Consider the following 19,354-nt stretch of genomic DNA (forward strand, 5'->3'; position numbering starts at 1 on the left):
ACGACCTCGGTGCGGCCGACGGTGCGGACGGCCGCGCCGGGGTCTTTCACTTCCCAAGGAGCAGCATCCCCATGCCCATTGATGCCGCCAAGGCTCTCGCCGCCGAACCCCGCAGCGCCGAGATCAGCTGGGACTCCAAGGACGTACAGCTCTACCACCTCGGCATCGGCGCCGGCATCCCCGCCACCGACCCCGACGAGCTGCGCTACACCCTCGAGTCGAGGCTGCACGTGCTGCCGAGCTTCGCCACCGTCGCGGGCGGCGGCAAGGGCGTCGTCGGAGGGATCGCCGGGCCCGGGCTCGACATCGACCTCGCGTCCGTGCTGCACGGAGGGCAGACCGTCGTGCTGCACCGGCCGATCCCGGTCAGCGGCAGCGCGACCTCGACCTCCCAGGTCGCGGCCGTGTACGACAAGGGCAAGGCCGCCGTCCTCGTCCTGCGCACCGAGGCCGCCGACGCGGACGGACCGCTGTGGACGAGCGACGCCCAGATCTTCGTACGCGGCGAAGGCGGCTTCGGCGGCGAGCGCGGGCCCTCCGCGCGCCTGGAGCTCCCCGCCCGCGAACCCGACAAGACCGTCGACAAGGCCGTCCGCGAGGACCAGGCGCTGCTCTACCGGCTCTCCGGCGACTTCAACCCCCTGCACGCCGACCCCGAGTTCGCCGCCCGCGCCGGCTTCGACCGGCCGATCCTGCACGGGCTCTGCTCGTACGGGATGACGCTCAAGGCGGTCGTCGACACCCTGCTCGGCGGCGACGTGGCCAGGGTCCGCTCGTACACCACACGCTTCGCCGGCGTGGTCTTCCCCGGCGAGACGCTGCGCATCCGGATGTGGCAGCAGGACGTCAGCAAGGTCCAGGTGTCGGTCACCGCCGTCGAGAGGGACGACGCGCCGGTGCTCGCCGACACCCTCGTCACCCTCGTCGAAACATCGTGAAGGGAGCCGCACCATGCGCGCAGCCGTACTGCACGAGATAGGCCAGGACAAGCTCGAAGTACTCGACGACGTCGAGGCGGTGGGCTTCGGCCCCGGCAAGGTCAAGATCCGCGTCCGGGCCACCGGGCTGTGCCACTCGGACGTCTCCGCGATGAACGGCGTGCTCCCGCAGCCCGCTCCCTTCATCCCGGGCCACGAGGGCGCGGGCGAGATCCTCGACGTCGGCGACGGCGTCGCCGGTCTGTCGCAGGGCGACCGGGTGCTGCTGTGCTGGCTGCCCGCGTGCGGCAGCTGCCCCGCCTGCAAGCGCGGCCAGACTCAGCTCTGTCTGGCCGGCTTCATGAACGCGGGCACCCCCAACTTCAAGCGCCCCGGCGGCGACCTCTTCGGCTTCGCCGGGACCGGGACCTTCGCCGAGGAGGTCGTCGTCGACGCGGGCTGCGCCGTGCCGATTCCGGACGACGTGCCCTTCGACATCGCCGCGCTCATCGGCTGCGGTGTGACCACCGGGCTCGGCGCGGCGATCAACACCGCCGACGTGACCGCCGGCTCGTCGGTCGCCGTCATCGGCTGCGGCGGCGTCGGCATCTCCGCGATCCAGGGCGCGCGGCTCAAGGGCGCCGCCCAGATCGTCGCCGTCGACCCGGTCGCCTCGCGCCGCGAGGCGGCGCTGAGCTTCGGCGCCACGGAGGCCGTCTCGCCCGACGAGCTCGCCGACGCGAAGCAGCGCGTCACCGCGGGCGAGGGCTTCGACTACGTCTTCGAGGTCGTCGGCAAGTCGGCGACCGCGCGGACGGCGTACGAGACGACCCGGCGCGGCGGCACGCTGTGCATCGTCGGCGCGGGCGCGATGGACGACTTCCTCCAGCTCAACATGTTCGAGCTGTTCTTCGACGAGAAGCGGATCCTGCCGTCGATGTACGGCGGCGGGGACGTGCTCGCCTCGTACGAACGGGCCATCGCGCTGTGGCGGGCCGGGCGGATCGACCTGGAGTCCCTGATCACCCACCGCGTACCGCTCGCCGAGATCAACGAGGCGCTGGACCAGATGCGCACGGGCGTGGCGCTGCGCACCTGCATCGAGATCTGAACCGGCCGGGTGACCTGACCTGAACTGACCTGAGCTGAATTGAGTGAGCAGAACTGAGCTGAGAGGACCTGGAGGACCTGTATGTCACTCCCCCTTGAGGGCCTGAGCGCGATCGTCACGGGCGCCGGCCGGGGCCTCGGGCGGGCCGAGGCGCTCGAACTCGCCCGGCTCGGCGCCTCCGTCGTCGTCAACGACTACGGGCAGCCGGGCCGCGACGGCTCCGGCGAGGCGTCCGCGGCGCCCGCGCAGGAGGTCGCCGCCGAGATCGTCGCGGCGGGTGGAGCGGCGGTGGCCCACCTCGGCGACGTCTCGGACTTCGCGGCGGCCCGCGCCTTGGTGGACCTGGCGGTCGGCACGTACGGAAAGCTCGACATCCTGGTCAACAACGCGGGCATCCTGCGCGACCGGATGGTCTTCTCGATGAGCGAGAGCGAGTGGGACTCGGTGATCCGGGTCCACCTCAAGGGCCACTTCAACACCACCCACTTCGCCTCCGTCCACTGGCGCGAACGCTCCAAGGCGACGGGCGGGCCGGTCTACGGACGCATCGTCAACACCTCGTCGGAGGCGTTCCTGGCTGGCTCGGCCGGCCAGCCGAACTACGCGGCGGCCAAGGGCGGCATCGTGGGCCTCACCACGTCCACGGCGCTGGCGATGGCGAAGTACGGCGTCACGGCGAACGCGATCTGCCCGCGGGCTCGGACCCGTATGACCGAGGACGTCTTCGCGGGCTTCGCGGAGCCCGCGGCCGGCGAGCTCGACGCGCTCGCCCCGGAGCACGTCTCGCCGCTGGTCGGCTACCTGGCCTCGCCGGCGGCGGGGCGGATCAACGGGCAGCTGATGGTGGTGCACGGCGGGATGGTGGCGATCGTGGACCGGCCGAGGGTGGCCGCGAAGTTCGACACCGCGAAGGAGGCCTTCAGCTACGAGGAGCTGGACGGCCTGCTCTCCGGGCACTTCGCGACCAGACCGCCGAACGAGACGTTCGCGGCGGCGGAGGTGCTGGGACTGAAGCGGGGGTAGCGCACGCGGGGTGGGGGAGGGGCGGGGCGGCGGGCTGGGGGTGGCTGAGGGTGGCTGCGCTGGGGTGCGTCGCCTGCTCGGCCTGCGGGATGCGACGCCTGACGGGCACGGGGTGCGATGCCTGTACGGCTGGTGATGCGTGGCCGGTTTGGCCTGCGGCTGGTCGCCTGTACGGCGGGGGTTCTCGCCGGTAGGGGCCTTCGGGTGTGACGCCTGTACGGCTGGGTGTGCGTGGCCGGTTTGGCCTGCGGCTCGTCGCCTGTACGGCGGGGGTTCTCGCCGGTACGGCCAGCTGGACGCGTCGCCAGTACCGCCTGCGGGGCCCGCCGCCCGTACCGCCCACGGGGCCCCCGGCCCCTACGCCCCCCCATGTCGTCGATCGCCGGACGGGCATGGGTCGCTCGTTCGGCGATCGGGGCGACCGGTCGAGGCGGCCCGCGGGTCAGGCCCCGCCGTCGTCCCCGGGGCGGCGGTGGCGGCCGTGCACGGGCGCCGCAGTGTCCTCCGACGCCGCGGTCCCCCGGTGTTTCCCCGCGCCGCTTGCTTCCGTCCCTTCCGCGGCCGCCTCCTGCGGGCGCGTCTGAGTCGTGTCGGTGAGGGCTTCAGACATGAGAGAAGTTCATCCTGTCGTGATCGTTTTCGCTGCCCGACGCATTTAACCAGGGCTTGTACGCCCAGTGAGCGGGGCCTGCTGCAAGGGAACCGGCTTGCAAGCGACTTGTGACGGCTGCGTGATCACATTCGGCGCGCACACGTCCTCCGGCCCGTCGACCAGCGCCACCCCGCACGGCGCCGCGCTCGTCGCGTACGGCAGGCGCAGCACGCCCTCCCTGCTCCACAGCCCCGCTCCCGCCAACCAGCCCTCGGGCGCGGGCAGCTGATGCAGCCTCCGGCCGGAGGGCCGCCAGACGCCCAGCCAGCTTCCCGCGGCCCCGTCGATCCGCAGCGCCACCGCGCAGTTCTCCGGCATCAGCACCTGGCCGGGCTGCACGGCGAACGGCGTCACCGCGCAGTCCGCGAGCCGCAGGCAGTCGGGGAAGCGGACGGGCAGCAGGCTGCCCAGCACGCCCCAGCCGAGCCGGTCGTGGCCGGGCGCGTTCGACCGTACGAGCAGCAGACCGCTGTCGAGGTCCGCGAGCAGCAGCCGGTCGTCGCTGTCCTCGGTGATCTGGAGCAGCGGCGAGACCTCCCCGCCCCGCTCCAGATCGACCGCCACCGCCTTCACCGGGCCGCCGTCCAGCTGCTGGTCCAGCGAGAGCATCCGTCCCGTGCCGTCCAGCCAGACCCCGCCCGAGCACCGCCCCGGCACCTCGGCGACGTGCTCGGGGCCGAACGATCCGCCCGCCACCAGCCAGACGCCCGTGGACGCGTGGCCGGGCGTCAGGGCGTACGCGCTCACCCCGTCCGGCGACGGCGGAAGCATCGTCAGCTCGGCCGACTCGATCCCGCCGAGCGACAGTTCGCCCGTCTGCGGCCCGGTCGGATAGAGCAGCGAGAAGGCGTGCCGCCCCGCCACCCGCCGCCGGATCAGCACCCGCCCGTCGACGAACGGCAGCACCTCGGCGTCCCGCTCCTCCGGCTGCCCGAGCGGCAGCGGCACGGCGTAGGGCTCCGGCCCGTCCAGCGTCCACCGTTCCGGGAACAGAGCCTCACCGTCCCCCGCCAGCCGCGCCGCATAGGCGCCGTCCGCGGAGATCGTGAATCCCGAACTTCCCACGACGTCGTCCTCCGCCCTGTCTTCCGCGGCGGCTTCGATGGCACAGACTGTCATCGGCTCGTCACCTCCGGCGACGAAGCTAGGTTCGCACTTCCTGCCGAACAACACGTGAACCGCGTCTTCACACATAAGGGTGGCCAACCGGCGGTTCGCCTGAGAGGGAGGAGGCGGTTGTGCTCGACGGGGAGGCGGAGCCTGCGGTGAGGCGCCCCTAAGTTATGTGGATCAGAAGGTTGTCGCGCAGGGCGGCAAGGAGTCGCCGGTGCGGTGCCCAAGATCGCGGCCACACGCACGGACGCGGCGCCCGGCCCGTTCCCGCTGAGCCTGAGCGCCAGGAACCCGGTCGCGAACCCAGTCGCGAACCCGGTCGTGAACCCCGTCGAGCGGCGGGCGGGAGCGTCCCCCCGGGGGTCCCCCTGGGTCCCCGGGTCCCCCGGCTCCCACCGGGTCCGGCGGGGTCGGAAGGCATCGGGAGACAGTCGGGCCACCGGGCCAGGACGCAGGGGCGCGGAGGCCAGGTAGCCTTTGCTCCGTGCCCCGTCTGTCTGAAGTCATCGCCGCGCTCGACGCCCTGTGGCCCCCCGAGCGGGCCGAGGAGTGGGACGCCGTCGGCACGGTCTGCGGAGACCCCGGCGCCGAGGTCGGCCGTGTCCTGTTCGCCGTCGACCCCGTCCAGCAGATCGTCGACGAGGCGGTCGAGCTGGGCGCGGACCTGATCGTCACCCACCATCCGCTCTATCTGCGCGGTACGACGACGGTCGCCGCCGGCCACTTCAAGGGCCGGGTCGTGCACACCCTGATCAAGAACGACATCGCGCTGCACGTCGCGCACACCAACGCCGACACCGCCGACCCAGGCGTCTCGGACGCCCTCGCGGGCGCGCTCGACCTGAGGGTCGTCGGCCCGCTCGTGCCCGAGAACGGACTGGGCCGCGTCTGCGAGCTCGACCGCCCCGAGACGCTGCGCGAGTTCGCGGCGCGCGCCGCCAAGCGGCTGCCCGCCACCGCGCAGGGCGTCCGGGTCGCCGGCGACCTCGACGCGCTCGTGCGCACGGTCGCCGTCAGCGGCGGCTCGGGCGACAGCCTCTTCGACGCCGTGCGAGCGTCCGGCGTGGACGCCTTCCTCACCGCCGACCTGCGCCACCACCCCGCGTCGGAGGCCGCGCAGCAGTCGCCGCTCGGCCTGGTCGACGCCGCGCACTGGGCCACCGAGTGGCCCTGGTGCGAGCTGGCGGCGACCCAGCTCGACGAGATCTCCGACCGCCATGGCTGGGGCCTGCGGGTCCATGTCTCGAAGACGGTCACCGACCCCTGGTCATCCCACCACTCTTCCAATGGAGCCCCCAACTGAACGCCGCGCCCGCCGACCAGATCCGACTTCTCGACGTCCAGGCCCTGGACGTACGCCTGTCGCAGCTCGCCCACAAGCGGAAGTCGCTGCCCGAGCACGCCGAGATCGAGTCGCTCTCGAAGGACCTCACGCAGCTGCGCGACCTGCTGGTTGCCGCGCAGACGGAGGAGAGCGACACCGCCCGCGAGCAGACCAAGGCGGAGCAGGACGTCGACCAGGTGCGCCAGCGCGCCGTCCGCGACCAGCAGCGGCTGGACTCCGGGGCGGTCTCCTCCCCGAAGGACCTGGAGAACCTCCAGAAGGAGATCACCTCCCTCGCCAAGCGCCAGGGCGACCTCGAGGACGTCGTCCTGGAGGTCATGGAGCGCCGTGAGTCCGCGCAGGAACGTGTCGCCGAGCTGACCGACCGCGTCTCCTCCGTCCAGGCCAAGGTCGACGACGCGACCGCGCGCCGGGACACGGCGCAGGAGGCCCTCGACGCCGATGCGGCTTCGGCGGCCAAGGAGCGCGAGGTCGTGGCCGGCTCCGTCCCCGCGGACCTGCTCAAGCTGTACGAGAAGCTGCGCGTCCAGCAGGGCGGGGTGGGCGCCGCCCGTCTCTTCCAGCGGCGCTGCGAGGGCTGCCAGCTGGAGCTCAACATCACCGAGGTCAACGAGGTCAAGGCGGCCTCCCCGGACACGGTGCTGCGCTGCGAGAACTGCCGCCGCATTCTGGTCCGCACCTCCGAGTCGGGTCTGTAATGCGGGAGTTCGTCGTCGAGGCCGACGGCGGCTCCCGGGGGAACCCGGGTCCGGCGGGGTACGGCGCGGCCGTGTCGGACGCCCGGACGGGGGAGACGCTCGCGGAGGCGGCCGAGTACATCGGCGTGGCGACCAACAACGTCGCCGAGTACAAGGGCCTGATCGCCGGCCTGAAGGCCGCGAAGGCGCTCGACCCCGAGGCGTCGGTCCGGGTCCGGATGGACTCCAAGCTCGTCGTCGAGCAGATGTCGGGCCGCTGGAAGATCAAGCACCCGGACATGAAGCCGCTGGCGGCCGAGGCCGCCCGGGTCTTCCCGCCCGCCCAGGTGACGTACGAGTGGATCCCGCGCGAGAAGAACAAGCACGCGGACCGGCTGGCCAACGAGGCGATGGACGCGGGCAAGAAGGGCAGGCAGTGGGAGCCCTCGCGCTCCACGGCCGACCTCGACGCGCGCGACGCCGAGGCGGCGCGGGTGGTCGGCGACGCGGCCGCGGGCGCGGCGAAGGCCCGTGCGGCGCTGGCGGGCGGCGGCCGTACGACCGGGCCCGAGGAGTCGTCCGACGCCCAGCCGGTGATGTCCTCCGAGACGTCGTCAGCGGGGTGGGGCGCGTCCGCCGACATGGGCCCGCCGGCCACATTCGTGCTGCTGCGGCACGGCGAGACGGCGCTGACCCCGGAGAAGCGATTCTCCGGCAGCGGCGGAACCGACCCCGAGCTGTCGGCGATCGGCCGCCGTCAGGCGGAGGCGGTCGCCGCGTCCCTGGCGGCGCGCGGCACGATCGAGGAGATCGTCAGCTCGCCGCTCAAGCGCTGCCGCGAGACGGCGGAGGCCGTGGCGGCCCGTCTGAACCTGGACGTCCGCATTGAGGAAGGCCTGCGCGAGGCGGACTTCGGCGCATGGGAGGGCCTGACCTTCGGGGAGGTCCGCGAGCGCTACCCCGACGACCTGACGGCCTGGCTCGACTCTCCGAAGGTCGCCCCGTCGGGCGGCGGGGAGAGCTTCGCGACGGTCGCCCGCCGCGTCGCGGCGACCCGGGACAAGCTGCTCGCCCGCTACGCGGGCCGCACGGTCCTCCTGGTCACCCACGTCACCCCGGTCAAGACCCTGGTCCGCCTGGCGCTGGGCGCGCCGCCGGAGTCCTTGTTCCGGATGGAGCTGTCGGCCGCGTCGCTGTCGGTGGTGGCGTACTACGGCGACGGCAACGCGTCGCTGCGACTGCTGAACGACACCTCGTATCTGCGGGGCTAGTCCGTAGATCCGTAGATCCGTAGCCAGTCGGAGGAGGGCGGGGGGCGCGCACGGCCCGAAAACGAGGTGCGCCGCCCGCCCCGCCCGTTGGACCATCGCCCATGCCCTGGCACCTCACCGCAGACCTCGCGTCCTTCCTCGCGACCGCCCGCCCGCACCTCACGCGCGACCCCGCCCGCTGCACCGCCCTGCTCACCATCGCCGAGACCCTGCGCAAGCACGGGCCGTACGCCTACGGGGGCGAGGCGCCGGCCAGATTCGGGTGGTGGCAGGAGCGGGAAGGCGGGCCCGTCGAGGGCGTGTTCCTCCAGACGCCTCCGCAGGCTCCTCTCCTGGGGCCCATGCACCCGGACCTCGCCCGCGAGCTGGCGGGCGAGCTGCGTACCGCCGGACCGCCCGTCTCCGGGGTGAAGGGGGAGGACGGCGTGTGCCAGGCCTTCGCCGACGCTTGGGCGGGCCAGGGCCGGTGGCGCGTCGAGACGCGGCTGCGGCTCTTCCGCCTCGGCACGCTGGCGCCCCCGCACCCCGCCCCTGGCGGCGCCGCCCGCCGGGCCACGCGGGACGACGTGCCTCTCGCGGCCGACTGGCTGAAGGCGTTCGCCGCGGACGTCGGCGACACCCGAGGCGCCGACCAGACCGACAACGCCGTACGCCGCGTCGACGACGGCTGCCTCTTCCTCTGGGAGACGGACGGGCGGCCGGTCTCCCTGGCCTCCCGTTCGCCACTGATCGCCGGGCAGTCGAGGGTCTCGCCCGTCTACACCCCGTACGAGCTGCGCGGACGCGGATACGCGGGCGCGGTCACCGCCGCCGTCAGCCGCGACGCCCTGGACGCCGGCGCCGAACAGGTGCTGCTCTTCACGGACTTGGCCAACCCCACCAGCAACGCCCTGTACCAGCGCCTGGGCTACCGGCCGTTGAGGGACTACGTGGACCTGGAGTTCCACACCGACGCGGACCCGGCCGCCGACGCGGACGCCGACGGCTAGGGCTAGGGCTAGGGCTACGGCTCTGGCGACGGCGAGCAGTGCGCCGAGCCGGAGTCCGTGGGCGGCGGGAAGGTCGCAGGCGCGGAGGTCACAGGCCCGGCGGTCACAGGCGGGGCCTGAGCCGCGCCGCCTGATCCGCCAGCCGCTCCACGCGCGCCCAGTCCTTGGCCGCGACCGCGTCCGCCGGCAGCATCCACGTCCCGCCCACGCAGCCGACGTTCCGCAGCGCGAGATAGGAGGGCGCGGAGGCGAGCGAGATGCCGCCGGTCGGGCAGAACCTCGCCTGGGGCAGCGGCCCCGCGAGGGACTGGAGGTACACCGTGCCGCCGGCCGCCTCCGCCGGGAAGAACTTCATCTCGCGCACCCCGCGCTCCAGCAGCGCCACGACCTCCGACGTCGTCGACACCCCGGGCAGGAAGGGCACGCCCGCGGCCTTCATGGCCTCCAGCAGCCCGTCCGTCCACCCGGGGCTCACCAGGAACCGCGCACCGGCCGCCACGGACTCGTCAACGCTCTCCGCCGAGAGCACCGTGCCGGCGCCGACCACGGCGTCCGGCACCTCGTCGGCGATCGCCTGGATGGCCTCGAGAGCGCTCGGCGTCCGCAGCGTCACCTCGATGACCGGGAGCCCGCCCGCGACCAGGGCCCGAGCGAGCGGCACGGCGTTCGCGGCGTCCTCGACGACGACCACGGGGACGACGGGCGCGAGATCCAGGACAGAGGGCATGGAGGTCATACGGCCATCCTGCCCAAGGGGTTTAGCCGCCGCAACGAACGTTGCAGAGGGTGCAACGGGAGTGGTCCTACGGGTCGCCCAATGGAGCGGTCTGGCGGATCGCCAGTGGAGCGCTCTTGCGGATGGCCCAGTGGAGCGGTCTTGCGGGTCGCCTAGTGGATCTGCGTCACCAGCACATCCAGCGACCACGGCTTCCCCGCCTTCTCCGGAGCCTGTGCCTCCACCGTGTACCCCAGCTCGCGCAGCGTCTCCACCAGCTCCGCGGGGCCCGCCGGCTTGGCGCCCGTCGTCAGCAGGTCCCGCACCAGACGGCCCTTCGTCGCCTTGTTGAAGTGGCTGACGACCTTCCGGGTCGGAGCGTGCAGCACCCGTACCGTCGCCGTGCGCCCGGCCACCTCGCCCTTCGGCTTCCACGCCGCCGCGTACGCCGCCGAGCGCAGGTCCAGCACCAGACCGTCGCCCGCCGCCTCCGGCATGACCGACGCCATCGGGCCCCGCCAGTGCGTCCCCAGCGCCCCGAGCCCCGGCAGCCTCACGCCCATCGAGCAGCGGTAGGAGGGGATCCGGTCGCTCACCCGCACCGCGCCCCACAGCCCGGAGAAGACCAGCAGCGACTGCCGCGCCCGCCGCCGGGCGTCCGCCTCCAGCGTCGCGAGGCCCAGCGCGTCGTACAGCACGCCCGTGTAGACCTCCCCGGCCGGCCGCGCGCCCGCGGTCCGCAGCTCGAGGTTCTTCGCGATCTCGCCGCGCAGGCCGTCGCTCAGCCCGAGCACCTCCTGCGCCTTCTGCTCGTCGGCCGCGCACAGCTCGACCAGCTCCTCCAGCACCGCGGCGCGGGCGTCCGCGAGCCCCGGCAGCGACAGCGACTCCGGCTTCAGCGGCGCCCCGCGCCCCGAAGAGGCCTTTCCTTCGGAGGGCGGCAACAGCACGAGCACGGCGGTTCTCCTTCGTAACGTACGGCGCGGGGGGTGCGGCCCCCGCGCCAGCGTACGGGGTGCCAAGGCCACGCCCCCGCCATACGCTCGGTCCATGCCACGCCGCCATATCCATGTGACCGGCGCCGCCGAGGCGCCGCTGCGGGCCGCCCTGCGTGAGCTGCGTACGACGCTCGACGTCCCGGGCGCCTTCCCGCCCGCCGTCCTCGCGGAGGCGGAGTCCGCCGCGCGGGCCCCTCGGCTGCCCGACCACGACGCCACGGACATCCCGTTCTTCACCCTCGACCCGCCGACCTCCGTCGACCTCGACCAGGCGATGCACCTCGCCCGCAGGGGCAGCGGCTTCCGGGTGCACTACGCCATCGCCGACGTGGCCGCCTTCGTCGCCCCCGGCGGTGCGCTCGACGTCGAGGCGCACCGGCGGGTGCAGACGCTCTACTTCCCGGACGAGAGGGTTCCGCTGCATCCGCCGGTGCTCTCCGAGGGCGCGGCCAGCCTGCTGCCCGACCAGACCGCGCCCGCGCTGCTGTGGCGTATCGACCTGGACGCGGAGGGCCGCACGGTCGACGTCGACGTACGCAGGGCGCTGGTGCGCAGCCGGGCCAAGCTGGACTACGAAGGAGTGCAGCGCCAGATCGACGCGGGCGCCGCGGAGGAGCCGGTGGCGCTGCTCAAGGTCATCGGGGTGCTGCGCGAGCAGCGCGAGATCGAGCGCGGCGGGATCTCGCTCAACGTCCCCGAGCAGGAGATCGTCCAGCGGGACGGCGCGTACTTCCTGGAGTACCGCGCCCCGCTCCCCGCCGACGGCTGGAACGCCCAGATCTCCCTGCTCACCGGCATGTCCGCGGCCGACATCATGATCGCGGCCGGAGTCGGCGTCCTGCGCACCCTGCCCACCGCGCCGGACGGGGCCGTGGCGCGGCTGCGGCGGTCGGCGAAGGCGCTGCGGATCGAGTGGCCGCACCACGTCTCGTACGCGGAGGTCGTCCGCTCCCTCGACCCGCGCGACGCCCGCCATGCCGCGTTCCTCCAGGAGTGCACGACGCTGCTGCGGGGCGCCGGGTACACCGTCTTCGCCGGCGGGGAGATCCCCTCGCCGGCGGTGCACGGCGCGGTGGCGGACGAGTACACGCACTGCACGGCGCCGCTGCGGCGGCTCGTCGACCGGTACGCGGGGGAGCTGTGCGTGGCCGCGGTCGCCGGGCGGGAGCCGCCCGAGTGGGTCTCGGCCGCGCTGGAGGCGCTGCCCAAGGAGATGGCGGAGGGGTCCCGCCGGGCCAACGCGGTGGAGCGCGGGTGCGTCGACGTCGTCGAGGCGGCGCTGCTCAGGGAGCGGGTCGGGGAGGTCTTCGACGCCGTCGTGGTGGACGTGAAGGAGAACGAGCCGACGGTCGGCACGGTCCAGCTGGAGGAGCCGGCGGTCGTGGCCAGGATCGAGAGCGAGGACGGCCGACTGCCGCTGGGGGAGCGGCTGAGGGTCCGGCTCACGCAGGCCGACCCGGCGCGGGGGAGGGTGCTGTTCGCTCCCGCGTGAGGGGGCGGTCGTGAGGAGGGCGCGACTTCGAGGACCGGCCCTACGCGACCGGCTCGTCCCGCTCCTGCCACTCCCGCTCCCGTGCGAGGCGCGCCTGGGCGAGGGCGGCGACCAGTGCCTTGGGGTCGTCGGCGTGGAAGCGGATCGTGTGCGCGCTGCCGGTCCTGCCCAGCGGCCGTACGTACGTCACCGGCCCGGCCAGCTCCACGGCCACCGTCGTCTGCCCCGCGACGATCAGATCCAGCGAGCCGTCCTCGCGCGCCTGTATGAGCCTCCCGTCGGGGAAACGGCGGTCCACGCGCGCGTGCACGATGTCCTCGGGCCGTATCCGCAGATCGAACAGCGCGCCATAGCGAATCCGCAGCGAGCCGTCCGCGCCGACCACATGAGGCCGCGTCACACAGGCCGCCTGCATCGCGACGAGAAGCAGCACGCCATAGACGTCGACGACCAGGGTGATCGCGTGCGCCAGCGGCCAGGGGATCAGCACCGCGAGCGCTATGGTCTCGATGACCGACACGAAGACGAAGCCCCACATCATCGCGGTCTGCGGCCCGGTGTACGCGACCGCGAGCGCGCCCGCCCCCACTCCGTGGCGACGCCGCAGCATCCATAGCGCGAGGCTGTGCGCGGCGCGCAGCTCGTGCACGAGGAGCCGACGGGCGACGTTCAGCGTCCGCGTCACTTCAGCCCCCTCGCACGCGCCGTGAGGGACTGGAGCATCCGGCGGACCACCGCCGCCTGCGCGGGCTCGAAGTCGGCGAGGAACGCCTCGCCGAACGCGCTGTCCGCCCCCTGCGCCCCGTCGCCCATCAGCTCCAGCAGCTCCTGCGGCATGCACGCGGCGAGGGCGTCGCCCAGCGGCTCGACCCGAGGGTCCTCGGGATCCGCGTCGGCGAGGTCGTCGAGGCGCTCGTACAGCCCCTGTACGCGACGGGAGAACTCGGGGTCCTCGGCCAGCGGCTGGAGCGCCGAGAAGAGCTTCGCCCGGTCCTCGGGCTCCACCACGGTGTCCAGCAGCGCCAGATGGGACCGGTCCTTGGCGGCCATCGGGGAGTCGCTCGGGGTGAGCGCCCCGAGGAGCCCGGCGAGCTCGGGCGAGACGGGTCCCTCGGCCGGCAGCCGCCCCTGGCGCGCCTGCTCGATGAGCTCGCCGAGCCGGGCGCGCCGCTCGGCGATGGCGGCCTGCTGCCGTGCCAGGTCGTCGTCGAGCTCGGCCAGCACCTCGGCCAGCTCGCGCCCGGCGTCGTCGGCGAGCACGTCGCGCACCTCGGCGAGGCCCAGCCCGAGCTCGGTCAGCCGGCGGACGCGGGCGAGGGCGACGGCGTGCTGGAGGCCGTAGTCGCGGTAGCCGTTGGGCAGTCGTTCGGGCTCGGGCAGCAGGCCGAGGTGGTGGTAGTGGCGGACGGTGCGGGGGGTGACGCCGGCGAGTGCGGCGATCTCTCCGATCCTCATGGCCTCAGTAGAAACCCTGACGCTGCGGCAAGGTCAAGGAGACTCCGACGGGCCGGACCCTGACGGCCGGCATCGTCAGCCGTGTGCCGGCCCGCGCTGCAACCCCGCCGGCCCGCATCTCGTACGATCGCGCCTTCGGCTCCTTCGGCTAGGGACTCCGCTCCAAGGAAGGCTTCCAGCGTGGTCGACCCCACCCGTGCGCAGCAGATCATCGCCGCGGCCCGCGAACTGCTCGAAGAGGAGGGCCCCGACGCCCTCACCATGCGCCGGCTCGCCGAGCGGGTCGGCATCAAGGCCCCGTCCCTCTACAAGCACTTCCCCGACAAGTCCTCCGTCGAGACCGCCCTGATCGCCCAGGCCCTGAGCGAGACCGCCGACGTGCTGGAGGCGGCCGAGGCCGAGGCCCCCGGCTCCTTCGCCGCCCTCGCCGCCGCCTACCGCGCCCACGCGCTGGCACACCCCCACCTCTACCGCCTGGCCACCGACCGCCCGCTCGACCGCGCGGCCCTGCCGGAGGGCGTCGAGGAACGGGCCGCGGCCCCTCTCTTCCGCGTCGTCGGCGGCGACCCGGACGCGGCCCGCGCGGCCTGGGCCTTCGCCCACGGCATGGCGATCCTCGAACTGAACGGCCGCTTCCCGCCGGGGGCGGACCTGGCGGCGGCCTGGGCGACCGGTTCCAGGGCGTTCGTGTCCGCCCACGCCAGGTAGCATGGTCGCCACGGCAGACGAGCCGGGCGGACGGCCGCGTGGAGATCTTCTGGATCTCCCCGAGGAACGTCCGGGCTCCACAGGGCAAGGTGGTGGGTAACGCCCACCCGGGGTGACCCGCGGGACAGTGCCACAGAGAACAGACCGCCGGGGACCGTACTCGTACGGGCCTCGGTAAGGGTGAAACGGTGGTGTAAGAGACCACCAGCGCCTGGGGTGACCCAGGCGGCTAGGTAAACCCCACTTGGAGCAAGGTCAAGAGGGGCCGCTGTAACAGGGGGCCCTGCGCGGACGTTCGAGGGCTGCCCGCCCGAGTCCGCGGGTAGACCGCACGAGACCGGCGGCAACGCCGGTCCTAGATGGATGGCCGTCTCCTCGGCCGCCGCGAGGCGACCGAGCGACAGAACCCGGCGTACAGCCCGACTCGTCTGCCGCTCAAGGCCCATGATCAGCCAAATGTGCTGGTCAGGGGCCACTTTCATGGCCCAGCTGAGGGTGGCCGCGGGCTCCCGCACGCCCGCGCGGCGGCGGCGCCGTCCGCCGCCTCCGCCCCGTCCGCCCCGTCAGCGGCGGATCGACCAGCCGCGTTCGCTGAGGGCCGTGCTCAGGGCGGGAGCCGCCGCGGGGGCCACCATGAGCTGTACCAGGCCCGCCTGCTGGCCGGTCGCGTGGTCGATGCGCACGTCCTCGATGTTGACCCCCGCCCGTCCGGCGTCCGCGAAGATCCGCGCCAGCTCGCCCGGTTGGTCGCTGATGAGGACGGCCACCGTCTCATAGGAGGCGGGCGCCTCGCCGTGCTTGCCCGGCACCCGCACCCGGCCCGCGTTGCCCCGGCGCAGGACGTCCTCGATGCCCGCCGCGCCGCCGCGCCGCTTGGCCTCGTCGGCGGACTGCAGGGCTCGCAGCGATTCGACTGTCTCCTCCAGGTCGGCCGCCACCCCCGCAAGCACCTCGGCGACGGGGCCCGGGTTGGCGGAGAGGATCTCGATCCACATCAGGGGGTCGGAGGCGGCGATCCGGGTGACGTCGCGGATGCCCTGGCCGCACAGGCGCACCACCGTCTCGTCCGCGGACTCCAGCCGTGCGGCGACCATCGAGGAGATGAGCTGGGGGGTGTGCGAGACAAGGGCGACGGCCCGGTCGTGGGCGGCGGCGTCCATGATCACGGGCACGGCGCGGCAGAGCGCGACCAGTTCGAGGGCGAGGTTCAGCACCTCGGTGTCGGTGTCCGGCATCGGGGTGAGCACCCAGGGCCGGCCCTCGAAGAGATCGGCGCTCGCCGCGAGCGGGCCCGAACTCTCCTTGCCCGCCATCGGATGCATGCCGATGTACGAGCAGAGGTCGAGGCCCAGATCCTCCAGCTCGCGCCGGGGCCCGCCCTTGACGCTGGCGACGTCGACATACCCGCGCGCCACACCCGCGCGCATGGCCTCGGCCAGCACGGAGGCGGTGTGCGCGGGCGGCACGGCCACGAGCGCGAGGTCGACGCGGCCGGGCGGCGGCTCGTCGCTGCCGGCGCCGAGGGCCACCGCCGTCCGGGCCTGGTCCGGGTCGTGGTCGGCCAGATAGACGGTGACGCCGCACCCGGCGAGCGTCAGGGCCACGGACGTGCCGATCAGCCCGGCTCCTATGACCAGGGCGGTCCTCATCGGACGCCGTCCTCGGGCCGGGCTGCCGTGCCGCGGAAGAGGGCCACGAGCCCTTCGTGCTGCTGCTCAGTGTTCACGTGCTCCATCCAGATTCGCAGGGCCCTTCGCCAAGACCGCGTCGGTCCGGGCGGCGGGCCGTTGTCCGTTGGCGCGCGCGCCGGGGTCCGCCCCGTCCGCGTGGAGCGTCAGTCGTCCCAGTGCTCGAGAACCCGGCGCCGGATCCGCTCCGGATACGCCTGGGCGAAGGAACTGTGCGGGAGCCGGCCCTCGCCCGGGGCGGGCAGCAGCCCGTCGTGGAAGACGATCGGGCCGGACTGGGCGGCGCGCTCGTCGTGCGTGTAGCAGTTCAGCAGCGGGTGGACGAAGCCGTACCACGCGTCCGCCCGGTCCAGGGGGTGGATCCGGGTGGCCAGCGCCCAGAGCAGGTCGGTGTCGTCGGCCGGGTCGATGTCGTCGTCCAGGACGAAGGTGGCGGCCGTGGCACGACCCGAGTGGGACTCGGAGAGCACCTTGCCGATCCGGTGCGTGAGCTCGGCCGAGTCGACGTCGGGCAGCTGCTCCCGCCAGTCGGGCGGGACGGTGACCACCATCCAGTGCGAGGCCGCGCGCAGCGGCGACCAGGCGGTGGTGACCGGAAGTCCGGCGGCGCGCAGCTCCGCCAGGACCTCGGCCGCCTGGCCGACGCCCGTCACGGTGTGGAACTCGTCCACCGGCCGGCCCTCGGCCACCAGCGGCCAGATCGGATCGTCGCGATGGGTGATGGCCTCGACCGTGTACACCGGCTGCATCGACGTCTCGGTGGAGCCGTATCCGGCGAACTCGCCGAACGGCCCCTCCCGCGCGTCGCGGCCGACGGACAGGTGCCCCTCGACGACGATCTCCGCGCCCGCGGGCACCTCCAGGTCCACCGTCTCGCACCGCACGACGTCGACCGGCTCGCCGTGCAGCGCCCCGATGTAGCCGGCCTCGTCGACCCCCGGAGGCAGCGGAACGCCCCCGACGAAGGGGATGGCCGGGTCGCCGCCCTGCACGAGCGCGTACGGCATCGGCTCGCCGATCTTCACCCACTCCTGCCAGATCATGCCGATGTGCTGCGCCGGTATCACCAGGCCGGTCATGTGCCTGCCGTCGATCAGCATGATGCGGGCGATGGACCAGTTGGTCCACCGGCCGTCCGGCGTCCTGGCGACGATGATCCCCCAGGTGTTGGCGTAGGGGCCGCCGTCGAACTCGTGGACGCGGGGCACCGGGAAGCGGTCGAGGGTGGCGTCGTCGCCCAGCAGCACGTTCTGCTTGCAGGGCGCGTCCTCGCGCGCGACCGGCCGAGGGGGCACGGGCTGCGCGTCGCGGGTGCGGGCCAGGTGGTCGACCAGTTCGGCCGCGGTGGTCTCGGCGGGCAGTCCGACGGACAGGGCGACCCGGGCCAGCGGCTTGCCGGGGGCGGCGCTGAGCGCGGCGGGCGCCCCGAGCAGCCGGAAGCCCGGCGCGACGCCCTCCACATTCTCGAACAGCGGGGCGGGCGACTGCCGTTCGCAGGAGAGACGGCTGATCGCTGCGGCCTCCAGGTCCGCGCTCACCGGCCGCGTGACGCGGCGGAGGTCGCCGAGGGCCTCCAGCGCGTCGAGGTAGCCGCGCAGCTCGCCGAACCGGATAGCCGGCCTGGTCGCGGGGTCGGTCGTGGGGCTGGTCATGGACGGGTGCTCCTCTGCTTCGCTCCGTTGTGGCGTAACGCGGGGACGTCGGCCGCGAGGGCCGCCCGCCGCTGCGGCGGCCGCGGAAAGCCGTCCCAGCGCCGGGCGCCGGCGACCTCGAGCCCGAACTGGTCGAGGACTCGTACGACGATGTGGTCGACGATGTCGTCGACCGACTCCGGCCGGTTGTAGAAGGCGGGCATGGGAGGCACGATCGAGACGCCCATGCGGGAGAGCTCCAGCATGTTCGCCAGATGGATCTCGCTGAGCGGGGTCTCCCGCGGCACCAGCACCATGCGGCGCCGCTCCTTGAGCGTCACGTCGGCGGCGCGGCCCATCAGCCCCTCGGCGTACCCGGCCCGGATGCCGGCCAGCGTCTTCATGCTGCACGGGACGATCACCATGCCGTCGACGGGGAACGAGCCGGAGGAGATCGCCGCCCCCTGATCGTCGGGCGAGTAGGCGACGTCGGCCAGCGCGGCCACCTCGCGGGCGCTCAGGCCGGTCTCCAGCTCCACCGTGACGCGCGCCCAGCGGCTGAGCACCAAGTGCGTCTCGACCTGCGCGTTCTTGCGCAACTCGGTGAGCAGCCGCACGCCCAGCACCGCTCCGGTGGCGCCGGTCATTCCCACGATCAGCCGCATCCTGCCTCCCGCAATCTTCCGTGTACGGAATATCCTTGTACTGAATATACTGGTCGTCATGACGAACACAAGCCCCCGACCACGACCGCAACTGGAAGAGGCGCTGCCGCATCAGCTGCGCCGGGCCGGGCAGGCGTGGACGACGCTGTGGCAGCAGCGCCTGCCTGACCTGACGGGTCCTCAGTTCGCGGTGCTGCTCGCCCTGGACGACCACGGCAGCCTGGACCAGTCCGCGCTGGGCGCCCTGGCGGCAGTCGACCGCTCCACACTCACCGTCCTGCTGGACCGCCTGGAGGCGCGCGGTCTGGTGACCAAGGAGATGGACCCGGCGAACCGCAGGCGCCGCATCGTCGCCCTCACCGAAACCGGCCGCCGGCGTCTGGCCGAGGCGGTCGAGGAGGCCGCGCAACTGCACGCGCGGGTGCAGGACCTGCTGGGCGAGCAGCGGATGAGCCAACTGGTCGAGATGCTCCGCGTCCTGGGCGACATGCCGGCGTAGTCCGCCTGCGGCGCGTGCGGACCCCGGCGGCCGGAAACCAGGGGTCCGCACCGCTGACGCCCACCTCCCCTCAATAGGGGGATGGGCCCTCCGAGCCGGCGCTGGAAGTGTGATCAGCGAACCGACTGGCTCCGCTTGGGAGGGCTGACGCATGGACAGACCGGCAACCGTGCAAAGGCTTGCCGGCCGCCTTTCCGGTCCGGCGCCGGTACCCGGGGACGACGGATACGCGGCCGATGCCGCCGGGTCCGACCGGGTCTCGCGGCACCGGCCCGCGACGGCCCTCGGCGCACGGGACGCGACGCAGGCGCGCAAGGCCGTCGCCCTCGCGGCCGAGACCGGACTGCCGACGGCGGTCCAGGCGACCGGCCGCGGCCCCTCGCGCGTCACACGACCTGGCGGTCC

At 73.4% G+C, this 19,354-nt stretch carries 18 protein-coding genes and 1 other RNA gene; 11 read left to right on the plus strand and 8 right to left on the minus strand.

The features are described from left to right. Window positions 1-71: 71 nt before the first annotated feature. The 3 genes from AB0M39_RS02965 to AB0M39_RS02975 all read left to right on the plus strand — a co-directional run bounded on the left by AB0M39_RS02965 (window position 72) and on the right by AB0M39_RS02975 (window position 3,051). Window positions 72-938 carry a MaoC/PaaZ C-terminal domain-containing protein gene (locus tag AB0M39_RS02965; protein WP_365359460.1) on the plus strand — a complete coding sequence of 289 codons (867 nt, stop codon included), beginning with the start codon at window positions 72-74 and terminating at the stop codon, window positions 936-938. Window positions 939-951: 13 nt separating this feature from the next. Beyond that, entirely contained in the window at window positions 952-2,028 is a 1,077-nt protein-coding gene (locus tag AB0M39_RS02970) for a Zn-dependent alcohol dehydrogenase (protein WP_365359462.1), read from the plus strand. A gap of 81 nt (window positions 2,029-2,109) precedes the next feature. Beyond that, the gene (locus tag AB0M39_RS02975) at window positions 2,110-3,051 is read left to right on the plus strand and encodes a 3-oxoacyl-ACP reductase (RefSeq protein ID WP_365359464.1); all 942 of its coding nucleotides are present in this window, start codon (window positions 2,110-2,112) and stop codon (window positions 3,049-3,051) included. A gap of 655 nt (window positions 3,052-3,706) precedes the next feature. Here AB0M39_RS02975 and AB0M39_RS02980 read toward each other — a convergent pair. Continuing rightward, entirely contained in the window at window positions 3,707-4,822 is a 1,116-nt protein-coding gene (locus AB0M39_RS02980; protein WP_365359466.1) for a hypothetical protein, read from the minus strand. Between the two features lie 478 nt (window positions 4,823-5,300). On the opposite strand from AB0M39_RS02980, the gene AB0M39_RS02985 reads away from it, so the two are divergent. From AB0M39_RS02985 to AB0M39_RS03000, 4 genes are all read left to right on the plus strand, one after another. After that, window positions 5,301-6,119 (plus strand): Nif3-like dinuclear metal center hexameric protein, encoded by an 819-nt coding sequence (locus AB0M39_RS02985; protein WP_365359468.1) that lies wholly within the window; start codon window positions 5,301-5,303, stop codon window positions 6,117-6,119. Then, complete coding sequence (locus AB0M39_RS02990; protein ID WP_365359765.1) at window positions 6,116-6,859, plus strand: C4-type zinc ribbon domain-containing protein; 744 nt, start codon at window positions 6,116-6,118, stop codon at window positions 6,857-6,859. The genes AB0M39_RS02985 and AB0M39_RS02990 overlap by 4 nt, the downstream gene beginning before the upstream one ends. Then, complete coding sequence (locus AB0M39_RS02995; protein WP_365359470.1) at window positions 6,859-8,109, plus strand: bifunctional RNase H/acid phosphatase; 1,251 nt, start codon at window positions 6,859-6,861, stop codon at window positions 8,107-8,109. Before AB0M39_RS02990 ends, AB0M39_RS02995 begins: the two co-directional genes overlap by 1 nt. 101 nt (window positions 8,110-8,210) lie before the next feature. After that, entirely contained in the window at window positions 8,211-9,098 is an 888-nt protein-coding gene (locus AB0M39_RS03000) for a GNAT family N-acetyltransferase (protein WP_365359472.1), read from the plus strand. 103 nt (window positions 9,099-9,201) lie between these two features. Here the strand turns inward: AB0M39_RS03000 and eda are convergent, their stop codons facing one another. Both eda and yaaA read right to left on the minus strand, forming a co-directional pair. Continuing rightward, window positions 9,202-9,834, minus strand: coding sequence for a bifunctional 4-hydroxy-2-oxoglutarate aldolase/2-dehydro-3-deoxy-phosphogluconate aldolase (gene eda, locus AB0M39_RS03005; RefSeq protein ID WP_365359474.1), 633 nt, complete (start codon window positions 9,832-9,834; stop codon window positions 9,202-9,204). Window positions 9,835-9,986: 152 nt separating this feature from the next. After that, window positions 9,987-10,769, minus strand: coding sequence for a peroxide stress protein YaaA (gene yaaA / locus AB0M39_RS03010; RefSeq protein ID WP_365359476.1), 783 nt, complete (start codon window positions 10,767-10,769; stop codon window positions 9,987-9,989). Between the two features lie 94 nt (window positions 10,770-10,863). Here yaaA and AB0M39_RS03015 point away from each other — a divergent pair, with 94 nt between their 5' ends. Then, window positions 10,864-12,303, plus strand: a complete 1,440-nt coding sequence (locus AB0M39_RS03015) for an RNB domain-containing ribonuclease (RefSeq protein ID WP_365359478.1) — start codon at window positions 10,864-10,866, stop codon at window positions 12,301-12,303. Window positions 12,304-12,343: 40 nt separating this feature from the next. Here AB0M39_RS03015 and AB0M39_RS03020 read toward each other — a convergent pair whose 3' ends face one another. After that, window positions 12,344-12,988 carry a hypothetical protein gene (locus AB0M39_RS03020; RefSeq protein WP_365359480.1) on the minus strand — a complete coding sequence of 215 codons (645 nt, stop codon included), beginning with the start codon at window positions 12,986-12,988 and terminating at the stop codon, window positions 12,344-12,346. Next, window positions 12,985-13,758, minus strand: coding sequence for a MerR family transcriptional regulator (locus tag AB0M39_RS03025; protein WP_365359482.1), 774 nt, complete (start codon window positions 13,756-13,758; stop codon window positions 12,985-12,987). The genes AB0M39_RS03020 and AB0M39_RS03025 overlap by 4 nt, the downstream gene beginning before the upstream one ends. Before the next feature lie 180 nt (window positions 13,759-13,938). Here AB0M39_RS03025 and AB0M39_RS03030 point away from each other — a divergent pair, with 180 nt between their 5' ends. After that, entirely contained in the window at window positions 13,939-14,466 is a 528-nt protein-coding gene (locus tag AB0M39_RS03030; protein WP_365359484.1) for a helix-turn-helix domain-containing protein, read from the plus strand. An 18-nt stretch (window positions 14,467-14,484) separates the two neighbouring features. Beyond that, an RNA gene (gene rnpB, locus AB0M39_RS03035) (RNase P RNA component class A) lies at window positions 14,485-14,897 on the plus strand. A gap of 132 nt (window positions 14,898-15,029) precedes the next feature. Here rnpB and AB0M39_RS03040 read toward each other — a convergent pair. The 3 genes from AB0M39_RS03040 to bagM form a co-directional block, all read right to left on the minus strand. After that, window positions 15,030-16,115, minus strand: a complete 1,086-nt coding sequence (locus tag AB0M39_RS03040) for a prephenate dehydrogenase (protein WP_365359486.1) — start codon at window positions 16,113-16,115, stop codon at window positions 15,030-15,032. 185 nt (window positions 16,116-16,300) lie between these two features. Continuing rightward, complete coding sequence (gene bagN, locus AB0M39_RS03045) at window positions 16,301-17,806, minus strand: bagremycin/ferroverdin biosynthesis UbiD family decarboxylase BagN/FevL (protein WP_365359488.1); 1,506 nt, start codon at window positions 17,804-17,806, stop codon at window positions 16,301-16,303. Continuing rightward, a complete protein-coding gene (bagM, locus tag AB0M39_RS03050) occupies window positions 17,803-18,450 on the minus strand; it encodes a bagremycin/ferroverdin biosynthesis UbiX family decarboxylase BagM/FevK (RefSeq protein WP_365359490.1) in 648 nt (215 codons plus the stop codon). Before bagM ends, bagN begins: the two co-directional genes overlap by 4 nt. A gap of 58 nt (window positions 18,451-18,508) precedes the next feature. Here bagM and bagL point away from each other — a divergent pair, with 58 nt between their 5' ends. After that, window positions 18,509-18,949: a MarR family transcriptional regulator BagL/FevM gene (gene bagL, locus AB0M39_RS03055; RefSeq protein ID WP_365359492.1), complete on the plus strand. Its 441-nt coding sequence runs from the start codon at window positions 18,509-18,511 to the stop codon at window positions 18,947-18,949. Window positions 18,950-19,354: the final 405 nt, after the last annotated feature.

The organism is Streptomyces sp. NPDC051907, from assembly GCF_040681075.1.
In the GTDB taxonomy this organism is placed as follows: Bacteria; Actinomycetota; Actinomycetes; order Streptomycetales; family Streptomycetaceae; genus Streptomyces.